The organism is Streptomyces sp. NPDC048600 (assembly GCF_055587025.1).
This window is the reverse complement of sequence record NZ_JBVJGZ010000011.1, coordinates 44,369-56,140: the sequence shown is the minus strand read 5'-3', so window position 1 is coordinate 56,140 and position 11,772 is coordinate 44,369. Positions and strand designations below refer to the sequence as shown.

General features: G+C 73.9%; 11 protein-coding genes. 10 read left to right on the top strand and 1 reads right to left on the bottom strand.

Annotated elements, in window-relative coordinates:
* The first annotated feature begins 281 nt into the window (after window positions 1–281).
* From ACZ6SQ_RS17045 to ACZ6SQ_RS17020, 6 genes are all read left to right on the top strand, one after another.
* Window positions 282–1,106 carry a DUF2249 domain-containing protein gene (locus ACZ6SQ_RS17045; RefSeq protein WP_469562308.1) on the top strand — a complete coding sequence of 275 codons (825 nt, stop codon included), beginning with the start codon at window positions 282–284 and terminating at the stop codon, window positions 1,104–1,106.
* Between the two features lie 97 nt (window positions 1,107–1,203).
* Complete coding sequence (locus tag ACZ6SQ_RS17040) at window positions 1,204–1,701, top strand: hypothetical protein (protein ID WP_469562305.1); 498 nt, start codon at window positions 1,204–1,206, stop codon at window positions 1,699–1,701.
* Window positions 1,702–2,143: 442 nt separating this feature from the next.
* Window positions 2,144–3,421 (top strand): TIGR04053 family radical SAM/SPASM domain-containing protein, encoded by a 1,278-nt coding sequence (locus tag ACZ6SQ_RS17035; protein WP_469562302.1) that lies wholly within the window; start codon window positions 2,144–2,146, stop codon window positions 3,419–3,421.
* A complete protein-coding gene (locus tag ACZ6SQ_RS17030) occupies window positions 3,402–6,068 on the top strand; it encodes a multicopper oxidase domain-containing protein (RefSeq protein ID WP_469562299.1) in 2,667 nt (888 codons plus the stop codon). Before ACZ6SQ_RS17035 ends, ACZ6SQ_RS17030 begins: the two co-directional genes overlap by 20 nt.
* Window positions 6,068–6,514 carry a hypothetical protein gene (locus ACZ6SQ_RS17025; protein ID WP_469562296.1) on the top strand — a complete coding sequence of 149 codons (447 nt, stop codon included), beginning with the start codon at window positions 6,068–6,070 and terminating at the stop codon, window positions 6,512–6,514. Before ACZ6SQ_RS17030 ends, ACZ6SQ_RS17025 begins: the two co-directional genes overlap by 1 nt.
* A 59-nt stretch (window positions 6,515–6,573) precedes the next feature.
* Window positions 6,574–7,593: an Acg family FMN-binding oxidoreductase gene (locus ACZ6SQ_RS17020; RefSeq protein WP_469562292.1), complete on the top strand. Its 1,020-nt coding sequence runs from the start codon at window positions 6,574–6,576 to the stop codon at window positions 7,591–7,593.
* A 65-nt stretch (window positions 7,594–7,658) separates the two neighbouring features.
* Here the strand turns inward: ACZ6SQ_RS17020 and ACZ6SQ_RS17015 are convergent, their stop codons facing one another.
* The gene (locus ACZ6SQ_RS17015) at window positions 7,659–8,081 is read right to left on the bottom strand and encodes a pyridoxamine 5'-phosphate oxidase family protein (RefSeq protein WP_389334934.1); all 423 of its coding nucleotides are present in this window, start codon (window positions 8,079–8,081) and stop codon (window positions 7,659–7,661) included.
* A gap of 526 nt (window positions 8,082–8,607) precedes the next feature.
* Here ACZ6SQ_RS17015 and ACZ6SQ_RS17010 point away from each other — a divergent pair.
* From ACZ6SQ_RS17010 to ACZ6SQ_RS16995, 4 genes are all read left to right on the top strand, one after another.
* Window positions 8,608–9,891, top strand: a complete 1,284-nt coding sequence (locus ACZ6SQ_RS17010) for an MFS transporter (RefSeq protein ID WP_469562289.1) — start codon at window positions 8,608–8,610, stop codon at window positions 9,889–9,891.
* A 48-nt stretch (window positions 9,892–9,939) separates the two neighbouring features.
* Entirely contained in the window at window positions 9,940–10,416 is a 477-nt protein-coding gene (locus ACZ6SQ_RS17005; RefSeq protein WP_469562286.1) for a hemerythrin domain-containing protein, read from the top strand.
* Window positions 10,417–10,534: 118 nt separating this feature from the next.
* Complete coding sequence (locus ACZ6SQ_RS17000) at window positions 10,535–10,984, top strand: SRPBCC family protein (protein WP_469562660.1); 450 nt, start codon at window positions 10,535–10,537, stop codon at window positions 10,982–10,984.
* Between the two features lie 239 nt (window positions 10,985–11,223).
* The gene (locus ACZ6SQ_RS16995) at window positions 11,224–11,589 is read left to right on the top strand and encodes an SH3 domain-containing protein (RefSeq protein ID WP_469562283.1); all 366 of its coding nucleotides are present in this window, start codon (window positions 11,224–11,226) and stop codon (window positions 11,587–11,589) included.
* Window positions 11,590–11,772: the final 183 nt, after the last annotated feature.

Below are 11,772 nucleotides of genomic sequence, written 5' to 3'. Positions count from 1 at the left end.
CCGTTGCATGCTGGGCGGCGAACGAACCGCACGTGCCCGACCGCACGACCGCGTTCCCGTCCGCCAGGCGGCCAACTCCCCCGACCCCGCCGGCCACGGGCGCGGTCCGTACGGCGAGCGGAGCCCGGTTCGCTCACGCGTCCGGCCGCTCCTCGCGGCCGGACGTGGCACCCCGGTGCCCGACGACGCCTACGGAGCTCTCCGGCGCCCGCACCCCGGGGTGCGCTCCACACATCCGCACCGGCCGGCCGAGCCGTCCGTGACCCGCTGGAGACACCATCATGAGTGTGCTGACCCTCGCCTCGGTCCCCGAGGACGCCACGGCCCTCCAGAGCGCCGAAGCGCATCACGCCCGCCTGGCCGGGGAGTTGGCCGGCCGGGTGACCCTGCTGCTCACCGCCGTGGACCGCGACCCGGGCGCCGCCGAGCGGATCCACGCCGGGCTCGTGGACTTCTGCGACCGCTCCCTGCTGCCGCATGCCGCCGCCGAGGAAGCGGCGCTCTACCCCGTCGCCCACGCCAGGCCCGAGGCCCGGCTGCTCATCGAGAGCCTGATCGGCGAACACCGCTGCCTCACCGCCCTCGTCGACGCCCTGCGCACCGCGCCCGACCCGGCCGGCGCTGCCGCGGACGCGCGAGCCCTCCAGGTGCTCTTCGAGGAGCACGTGGCCAAGGAGAACGGCCTCGTCCTGCCGCTGCTCGCCATGACGCCGGAGGTCTCCCTCGCCGCGCTGCTGTCGGACATGCACCGGCGGTTCGCCCACGACACGAGCGGTGTGAGCCCCGAGAAGGACCGGGACACCGAGGAAGGACAGGCCATGGAGGAAGAGGAGACCGGCGGCTGCGGCGGGGTCTGCGGCTGCGGCGGCGCCGAGGAGCCGGCCGAGCCCGAACTGGACGTGCGCGACGTGCCGCACGCCCTGCGCCACGCCACGGTCTTCGGGGCACTGGACGCCGTTCCCGCGGGCACCGCGATGGTGCTGGTCGCCCCGCACGACCCGCTGCCCCTGCTCGCGCAGATCGAACAGCGCAGCCCGGGAGTCTTCGGCGTGGAGTACCTGGAACGAGGCCCCGAGGCCTGGCGGCTGCGGCTCAGCCACTGCTGACCGGCAACCTCCCGGCAGGGCGCGGGTGTTGGGCGACGCCCCGGCAGTCCCACACCCGCCCCACGCCCCCACATCGTAGAAAGCAGGACAAATCATTATGAACGGACCCCATCGTCGAGCCGGTCTTCTGCTCGGGACGGTCGGCACTGCCCTGGCAGTCGCCGGACCCGTCATGGTGTGGCGCGGCAGAAGCGGCAGGAAGGAGATCCGTACCGAGCTGGCCGCCCAGAAGATCACCTTCCCCGAGCGCGGGCTGCCCGTCGGCCTTGTCTCCTACGCCGGCCGGCGCGTGGAGACCGGTCCGCAGGCCCACGCCTACGCCGAGTTCATCAACGGCAACGTCGCCCACGCCACGGGCGGCCGCACCTACGCGGAGATCAGCGCCGAGGCACACGACAGCGACGACGAGAAGCTCGCCGAACTCCGTCAGACGGCGTTCATGGGCCAGTCCCTGCGCGCCTCGCTGATGTCCGCCTATCAGGCGTGGCACCTCACCACCCTGGTCACGGCCCTGGGAGCCGCGCTGACCGGCCTGGGAGCCGCCCTGGTGGCCACCGCGGACGCCCTGACCACCCCTTCCTCGAACCGTTCCTGAACGTGCGGCGGCGCGCACGGAGAGGGGCCGGGCAGCCGTCCCGTCCCGGGACGCCCGGCCGCCGCGAGGCCCTGCGCGCACGCCGTCGCCCGTCCGACGGCCGCGATGCCCCTCCACGCACGCCGTCGCCCGTCCCCCGGCCGTTCGGCCCGGTCGCGCCGCCGCGACGAGGGACCAACGGCCCCGCTCGACTGGACCATCGGCCGCCGCGCCGACAACCGCCGCCGGTGGATGCTGACGGCGACCGATCCCGGAGGTATCCCGTGCACGACCATGTCGACCGCCCTCGAGGCCGATTCCACCGCTGCGGCTCACGGTGGGTGCCGCGCACGGAGGTCCGCCGGAAGGGCCCTGGGCCCGGTCACCGTCCGGCCGCCCGCCTCGTCTGCCCTGACTCCAGGGCGGCCGGACACAGCACCAGGGCGCTGGGCAGGGCCGCGCGATGAACGCCACCGCCCATGCCATTCGGCGTCAGCGGCACGACGCGGGGGAGCGGCCCTTCATCGTCATCTGGGAGTCCACCCGGGCCTGCCCGCTGGCCTGTCTGCACTGCCGCGCCGAGGCGGTGCCCGGCCGCGATCCGCGCGAGCTGGACACCGGTGCCGCGAAGGATCTGCTGCGCCAGGTCGCCGCCTTCGGGCAGCCCGCCCCGCTGTTCGTCATCACCGGCGGCGACCCGTTCCAGCGCCCCGACCTGAACGAGCTCGTCGCCTACGGGCAGGAGGCCGGGGTCCGGGTCGCGGTGTCCCCGTCCGGCACCCCGACGCTCACCGCCGAGCGGCTGCGGGAGCTGCACGAGGCGGGTGCGGTCGGGCTCTCGCTGAGCCTGGACGGCTCGACCGCCGAGATCCACGACACCTTCCGCGGCGTGCCCGGGGTGTTCCGCTGGACCCTGGACGCCTGGGACGCGGCCCGCGCCCTCGGTATGAAGGTCCAGATCAACACGACGGTTGCCCGGCACAACCTGCACGACCTGCCCGACGTCGTCCGCCTGGTCGCCGAGCACGGGGCGATGCTGTGGAGCGCCTTCTTCCTGGTGCCCACCGGCCGCGGCCGCACCCTGGGCGCGCTGACAGCCGCCGAGGTGGAGGACGTCCTCAACTTCGTGTACGACGTCGGCCTCACCGTGCCGGCCAAGACCACCGAGGCCCACCACTTCCGCCGCGTCGCCCTGCAGCGCCAGGTCCTCGCCGCCGCCGGCGACGACCATGTGGCCGTGCTCGGTCTCGGCCCCTTGTACCGGGAACTGCGCGAGCGGACCGCAGAACTGAACCTGGACACCCCGGCCCGCCGGGTCCGGCGGCCGCCCCTGGACGTCAACGCGGGCCGTGGCTTCGTCTTCGTCTCCCACACCGGCACCGTGCACCCGAGCGGATTCCTGCCGCTCGGCGCGGGAAGCGTGCGCGAGACACCGCTGACGGAGATCTACCGCACCTCGGAACTCTTCACCGGCCTGCGGGACGCCGACCGGCTCGGCGGCCGCTGCGGGGCGTGCGAGTTCCGCCGGGTCTGCGGCGGCTCGCGCTCGCGCGCCTACGGCGTCACCGGCGACCCCTACGCCGAGGAACCGTGGTGCGGATACGTACCCGGGTCCTTCCCCCGCCGACGGGAGCTGGCCGCGCTGCTGGGCGGCGGCCCCGACACGCAGGGCCGAGTTCGTCCCCGCCAGACCGCCGCCGCACCGGGCGGCAAGGAGCACCATGTACACCAAGCAGGATGACGGGGCCGCCGGGGGCGGCCGACCACCCACCAGGTTCAAGGCGTCCGGACCGCGCCGACGGCATCTGACGGCCCATGTCCTGGTAGCGGCCTGGGTGGTGCTCGCGCTGCTGGCGGCGAGCCTGCAGCAGACCCTGCCCGCCGCCCGCTGGCTGTCCGTCCACATGTTCCTGGTCGGCGCCGCCACCACCGCCGTCCTCGTGTGGAGCGAGCACTTCGCCGTCGCCATGCTGCACGCCCGGCTCCCCGAACGGCGCTGGAGCAACGCCCGGCTGGCCGGCGTCAACGCCGGCGCCGTGGGCGTCCTGACCGGCCTCTGGGCCGATCTGCCCGTACTGACCGGCGTCGGCAGCGTGCTGCTGATCACCGCGGTCGGCGCGCATCTGGTGGTCCTGGTCCGCATGGGCCGGGGCGCGCTCGGCGGACGGCTCGCCCCGATCGCCGACTACTACCGGGCCGGTGCCGCGGCCCTGATCGTCGGCGCGGTACTGGGCTGGCTGCTGGCCACCGGCACGGCAGGCCCACAGCACTACGCCGGACTGAAACTCGCCCACGTGCACGCCACCCTGCTCGGCTGGATCGGACTGCCCGTCCTCGGCACGCTGTTCATGCTCTGGCCCACCGTGCTGGGTGTGCGGATGGCCGAGCGCACCACACGCCTGGCGCGCCGGGTGCTGATGCTCACCGGGGGCGGCCTGCTGACCGCCGTCGCCGCACTGGCCGCGGGATGGCGTCCCGCCGCCGTCGCCGGTGTCGCCGCGTACGCGGCCGGTGTCGCCGTCGCGGGACAGCTCCTGGCCCGGACGGTGCGACGGCGGCCCGCGATCTCGGCGGCCGCCGCGTGGATGCTGGCCGCCGCCATGGGCTGGCTCGTCGCCGGTGTGGCCGCGGACCTGGCGCTGCTGGCCGTACGGCCGCTCGCCGAGGTCGCGGACGGGGTCGGGTCCCTGGTCCCGGTGCTGCTCGTCGGATTCGTCGGGCAGATCCTCGTCGGAGCCCTCACCTACCTGCTGCCCATCGTGCTCTCCGGCGGTCCCGGGGAACGGGCCGCGCTGCGGGCCGTCCTCGAACGGGGCTGGGCAGCGCGGCTCGTCCTGCTCAACCTCGGCCTCGCCCTGCTCGCGCTGCCGCTGCCCGGCCCTGTCGGGCCGGTGGGCACGCTGCTGGCCGGAGCGGCCGTGGCGGCGTTCCTCGCCCTGGTGGTGTGGGCCCTGGTCCGCGGCGCACAGGGTCTCGCCCAGGACGCGGACCGGGCCCGCATCGCCCGGCGCCCCGCCGTGTGGGGAACGGCCGTGGGCGCCGCGGTCACCGTGCTGGCCGTCCTCGTCGCCAACAGCGGCGGCGACACGAGCGGCCCGGCGAGCGCCGGCGGAACGGCGGGCCCGGGCGGCGGAACACCGCGCACGGTCGCCGTCACCCTGGCCGACATGCGCGTGCGCCCCGCTCGGATCGAGGTCCCGGCGGGCACCGTACTGCGGCTGAAGGTCACCAACACCGACGACCAGCGCCACGATCTCAAGGTCGAGAACGGCCCCTCCACCCCGATGCTCGCTCAAGGCGGCACCCGTGAACTCGACCTGGGACCGGTCACCGAGGACCGCGAGGCCTGGTGCACCCTGCCCGGCCACCGGGCGGCCGGAATGACGATGGACATCGTCGTGACCGACGACGCACGCACCTCGGCCGCCGACGGCAGCGGCGAGCACGAGGGACACGTCTCTTCCGGCGACGGCGGCGAGGCGCACGACGGACACGCCTCCGCCCCCGACGGCAGCGGCCTGGACCTCGGCGCGCCCTTCACCACCGGCTGGCAGGCACGCGACGCGCGCCTCGCGCCCGCACCCGCCGGGAAGGTCCACAAGGTCGAACTGCGTGCCGCCCACACCACGGTGGAGGTCGCTCCGGGCGTGAAGCAGCAGATGTGGACGTTCGGCGGCACCGCCCCCGGCCCCACCCTGCGCGGCAAGGTCGGCGACGTCTTCGAGGTCACACTCGTCAACGACGACCACGACATGGGCCACGGCATCGACTTCCACGCCGGCTCCCTCGCCCCGGACGGGCCGATGCGCACGATCCGGCCCGGCGAACGCCTGGTCTACCGCTTCCGCGCCGAGAAGGCCGGAGCCTGGCTCTACCACTGCAGCACCGCACCCATGCTCCAGCACATCGGCAACGGCATGTACGGCGCGGTCGTCATCGACCCGCCCGGCCTGCCCGAGGCCGACCACGAATACGTACTGGTCTCCTCCCAGCTCTACCTCGGCACCCCCGGCAGCACCGCCCAGGTGACGAAGATGCGGCAGAACACCCCTGACGCCTGGGTGTTCAACGGCATCGCGAACCAGTACGCCCGTCAGCCCCTGAAGGCGAAGGCCGGTGAACGGGCCCGCTTCTGGGTCGTCGCCGGCGGTCCCGGTGACGGCATCGCCTTCCATGTCGTCGGCACCGTCTTCGACACCGTGTACAAGGAAGGCGCCTACCTGCTGAAGCCCCAGGACGCGGGCGGCGCGCAGGTGCTGGACCTGGCCCCGGCGCAGGGCGGCTTCGTCGAGACGACGTTCCCCGAGGCCGGCCACTACGCCTTCGTCGACCACGACATGCGCCACGCCGAGGCGGGCGCGCACGGCACGGTGGAGGTGAGCGGCTGATGGACACCGTCGGCTGGTGGTCCCTGGTGCGCTTCGCGCACGTGGCCGGAGCCGCCCTGTGGGTCGGCGGCCAACTCGCCCTCTCCCTGGTCGTCCTGCCGCTGGCCCGCCATCTGCTCGCACCGGACGCCAAGGACCGCTTCACCGCCGCGGCCGGCCGCCGTTTCGGGATGCTGACCGGAGCGGTGTTCCTGCCCGTGCAACTGGCCACCGGCCTGGCCATGGCCCAGCACAGGGGAGTCACCTGGGCGTCCCTTGCCGAACCCGGCTACGGCCGCACCCTGGCGGCCAAACTCGCCCTGTTCGTGGTGGTGATGCTCGCCGCCGCCGGCCACGGCATCGCCCACGCCAAGGGCCGCGCCGATCTGGCCAGGGTCCTCGCGGTCGTCTCGCTCGTCGGCTCGCTCGGCGTCGTCCTGCTGGCCACCGCCCTGCCCACCACATGACCGACGGCCGCGCGGAACACGGAACGCGGCCACGAGAAGCAGAAGTTGGAGGAGGCATCATGCGCACCCGACCCGTCCTGGACGCAGCCACCCTGGAGGCGCTGCTGGCGGCCGCCGTGGCGGCCCCGTCGATCCACAACACACAGCCCTGGCGCTTTCGCCTCGACCCCGAGCACCAGGTGCTGGAGGTCCGTTCGGCCCCGGAGCGCACCCTGCCGCTGACCGACCCGATGCACCGCGCCCAGTATCTGTCCGTGGGCGCGGCGGTGTTCAACCTCCGCCTCGCCGCCCTCCACCTCGGGCGGCGGCCGGAGGTGAGGCTGCTGCCGGACCCGCACGAGCCCGGCCTGCTGGCCGCCGTACGCCTGACCGGCCCGCTCGGAGACGACGACCGGGCGTCGGCCCCCGGTCTGTACGAGGCCATCGCGCGGCGGCACACGAGCCGGATGCCGTTCACCGGACGCCCGGTCCCCGAGCCGATCGTGGCCGAGATGATGTCGGCCGCGCACGCCGCCGGAGCCCGCCTGCACGTACCGGACATCATGGGAACACGGCGGCTGCTGAACCTGACCGCCGCCGCCGAGGCACGCAACCACGCCCGCCGGGACCGCCTCGCCGAGACCCGTGCCTGGATCACCGCCCCGGGCGCGGACACGCCCTACGGCATTCCCGTCACCGCCCTCGGGCCGTCCGACGCGGGCCGGCGGCTACCGATGCGCGACTTCACCGGACCCGTGCCCGTGACCCGCCGGCCCGCCCTGTGGTTCGAACGCCACGTCCAGCTGGGCCTGCTGTGGACGTCCCACGACCGGCGGGACGACTGGCTGCGTGCGGGCCAGGCCCTGCAGTACGTGCTCCTGACGGCGACCGCGCACGGGGTGCGCACCTCGCTGCTGCACCAGGCGATGGAGTGGTCCGACCTGCGGGCCGCGACGGCCCTGCCACGGCACAAGCGCTGCCATCCGCAGGTGCTGATCCGGTTCGGCTACGGCCCGGACGCGGCCGGCACTCCGCGAGGACCCGGGCACGTCACCGGCCGTCCCCCGGCACCGCCGACGGCCGACACCGACGGCGACTGACCCCTTCCACCGGCAGGCGGAGGCGCCGAGGCGCCTCCGCCGACTCCCGTCCCGCGGACGGCGTCTCAGAGCGCGGCGCGCGTTCCGATGAGTTCGCGTCCCGTGACCATCTCCGCCTCGATCCGCACGAACACCGCGTCGCGCAGGGGCATCCAGGAGGTGGGGCCCGCCCGCAGCAGGCGCTCGTGCTCGGCGGGATCGGTCACCACGGTGCCCCGTCCGGTGACGATCACGCTCCAGCCGGACCTGGTCGCCGCGTCGAACTCGTCCGCCTCGAAGGCGACCACGAAACCGTCGACGGCGCGGACGAGATCCGAGTCCGGCGAGGTGTGCAGCAGGACGGAGTCGTCCGTGTCCAGGGCGAAGTTGATGGGCAGGACCGCAGGCAGAGCGTGCCGGGTGTAGACCACGCGGCCGACCGGCACCTTGGCGAGCAGGCCCAGGCACTCCTGCCGGTCGAGTGCGCGGAAGGCGTCGTTGTGCAACATCAGCCCATCGTCCCCCGGGGCCGCGGCGACGGGGTAGGGCCGACCGGCCCTACCCCGCCGGGACACGGGACAGAGGTAGGGCCGGTCGCGCGCGTCGCGCCGCGGGTGGGGCCGCTGTGCCGGCCGGTACGGCTGGGGCGGGGCGGTTGCGCCTCGCCGGGGGCGACAGCGCGACCTGGGCCGGGACGCTCGCGCCCCGCAGGCGCCTTGGCGGGGCGGGACCCCGGCCTGTGCGCTGTCCGGACGGACGGACGGACGGGCGGGCGGACAGGCGGAACCCGGACCTGCGCGGATGCCGACTGGCGGGACCCGGACTCGGGCGGGCACGGACGGGCGAGGGGACGGCCGGACCCATGATCCGGGACCGTCCGGCGCGGTCGGCAGGGACAGTCGGCCCATGCCCGCGACAGGTCCCGACGCGGACAGTGGATCCGGGATGGCGTTCGGCCGTCGCGCGGACAGGACGCCGCGACGCGCAGGCGATCCCAGTGGCGCAGTGCCACCTGATCAAGAGGGGACGGACAGCATGGTCCAGCAGTTGAAGTCGCAGAGCGGCGGTTCGCCGTCGGGCGCACCGGTGTCGGGCCGGGCGTGGATGATGCTGGCCCTGGCCACGGTCGGGTTCGCGGTGAACTTCTGGGCCTGGGCGCTGCTCAGCCCGCTCGGCCCCCGCTTCAAGGACGGCCTCGACCTGTCGTCGTTCGAACAGTCGCTGCTGGTCGCGGTGCCCGTGGTGGTCGGCTCGCTGGGCCGTATCCCGGTCGGCGCACTGACCGACCGGTTCGGCGGGCGGGTCATGTTCCCGATCGTCTCGGCGGCCACCATCGTGCCGGTGCTCTACCTCGGCCTGGCCGGGCACTCCTCCCTCGCTGCCCTACTGATCGGCGGCTTCTTCCTCGGCATCGGCGGTACCGCGTTCGCGGTCGGCGTGCCGCTGGTCAACGCCTGGTTCCCGCCGGAGCGGCGCGGTCTCGCCATCGGTGTCTTCGGCGCCGGCATGGGCGGCACCGCCATCAGCGCCCTGACCACGGTGAAGCTGGTCGACGCGCAGAGCATGTCCACCCCCTTCCTGATCACCGCCGCGGCCCTGGCCGTGTACGCCGTCGTCGCCGCGCTGCTGCTGCGTGACGCACCCGGCCGTACCGTGCCGACGGAGCCGCTCGCCCGCCGGCTGGCCGCCACCGTCCGGCTGCCCATCACCTGGCAGGCGTCCGCCCTCTACGCGGTCGCGTTCGGCGGCTACGTCGCCTTCTCGGTCTACCTCCCCACCTACCTCAAGACCGGCTACGGCCTCACCCAGGCCGACGCCGCGAACCGCATGGCCGGCTTTGTGCTCCTCGCCGTGGCGATGCGCCCGGTGGGCGGCTGGCTGTCGGACCGGCTGGGCCCGGCGAAGGTGCTGTCCGGCTCGCTGTCCGTGGTCGTGGCCGGCGCGCTCGTGCAGTCCTTCACCCCGGACCTGGCACCGGTCGGCACGATCGCCTTCCTGTCGATGGCGGCCGCGCTCGGCGCGGGCAGCGGGGCGACCTTCGCCCTGGTGGCGCTGCTGACCCCGGCGGACAAGGTCGGTTCGGTCACCGGCGTCGTCGGTGCCGCGGGCGGACTGGGCGGCTTCCTGCCCCCGCTGGTGATGGGCTCGCTGTACGGCCGGTACGGGACCTACGCGGCCGGACTGGTCCTGCTCGCGATCGTGGCGGCCGCCGCGCTGGCCTACACCCTCACCGGCATCCGCGCCGCGGTCGAGGGCGGCGAGCGCGAGCCCCGCACCGGCCGCAGCCACGGGCACCGCACGGCGGACACCCGCGCGTAACGACGAGCGGCAGGCATCGGACAGGCCGAGAGGAAAGGAGAACGACCGGTGTGCGAGTACTGCGGCTGCCAGGCCCTGGAGACGATCGACGAACTGACCCGGGAACATGACGAGGTGGTGCGCCTGATCAGCCACCTCCGGCCCGCCCACCAGGCCGGCCGAGTGGCCCGGCTGGCGGAGGTCGCCCGGGAGATCGCGAGCGTCCTCGGTCCGCACACCCAGGTCGAGGAGCACGGCCTGTTCCCCGCCCTGGCCGGGGACTTCCCCGACCAGATCGCCGCCCTGGAGGCCGAGCACCGCCGTATCGAGGCGGTGCTGGCCGAGGCGGCCGACGGCGCCACGCCCTCGGACCCGGCCTGGCCGGACCGTCTGATGGCGGCGGCGGCCGTGCTGCGCGCCCACATCCTGAAGGAACAGGACGGCGTCTTCCCCGCCGCACTGGCCAACCTCAGCACGGAGCAGTGGGAAGCGGTCGAGGCGGCGCGCGCCGGGGCGGGCGGGACCCCGGCCCGGCCCGCCGCCTGAACACCCTCCGGCGCGCGCCGGAGAACGGGACGGGCATTGTCTGCTGTGGCCCGGCGGCGAAGATCTTGCGACCCTGGAGACGACGAGGTGGACGGCTCGGGGGACGACCAAGGAGCTGATCATGGGCCGATTCGAGGCGACCGTGGAGATCGACCGCCCCATCGAGGAGGTTTTCGCCTTTCTCGCCGACGGCACCAACGACCCCAAGTTCAGTCCCCGTGTCCAGTCCATGAAGCGGACCCCCGACGGGCCGACGGATGTGGGCACCGTCTACCGGAGCAAGGTCAAGGACGCGGGGATGACCACGGACCGGGAGTTCCGCATCAGCGCCTTCGACCCTCCGCGCCGCATCCGCTGGGAGGAGCGGTCCAAGAACCTGATCACCGCCACCGAGGGCGGCTACGACCTCGACCCGCTCGACGACGGCAGGCGCACCCGTCTCCACGTCTACAACGACCTCGAAGGACACGGCGTGGGTAAATTGCTGGCGCCCCTGGCCCTCGCGGCGGCCCGCAAGGACGCCCCCGCCTTCGCCGACCGCATCAAGGACGCCGCCGAGCACGCCTGACCCGGGATTGGCCTGGCCCGACCGGGGTGGGCAGGGTGTGCTCGGCCTGGCGAGTGGGATCGAACTACTGCTTCATCCAGGCGAGTTGAGTGGCATCCGTGCCCGTGCCGCGGACGGCCGGGCCCGCGAAACCGGTCGCCCTGATTTCATGATCAACTAGTGGTATGTTTCTCGCCGTCTCGCGTACACATTGCATTGCCCGCGAACGGGAGTTCGTGGGCAGGGGGAGGGAAACACCCATGTCAGTTCGCACTCGTCTCGGGCTCGCGTTCGCGGCTGTCGCCGCACTCATCGTTCCCGCCTTCACGGGCGTCGGTGCCGGGACCGCGGAGGCGCACGCCTACTGCGGCGCCCACGCGGAGGACATCGACGGCAGCGCCTGGAACGCCACCGGGGGCGGGGCGAACATGCGCGCCGGTTCCAGCACGGGCTGTTCCATCACCTGGACCGCCGGATCGGGCGACCGCCTGGACTACCACTGCTGGACCAGAGGCAACGACGGTTACACCTGGACCTACATGTTCAACCAGACCGACGGTGTCCACGGGTGGGTTCGTGACAACCTCCTCAGCGACAACGGAAGCAAGGTCTACTGCGGCTTCTAGCGGCTGTCGTGGCCAGGTGCCTTCCACAGGTAGGCCACGACGGCAGTGCCGAAGCCGCCTCGGGGGGGGGGGGGGGGGGGGGGGGGGGGGGGGGGGGGGGGGGGGGGGGGGGGGGGGGGGGGGGGGGGGGGGGGGGGGGAAGGAGGGGGGGGGGGGGGGGGGGTTTTGGGGGGGGGGGGGAGA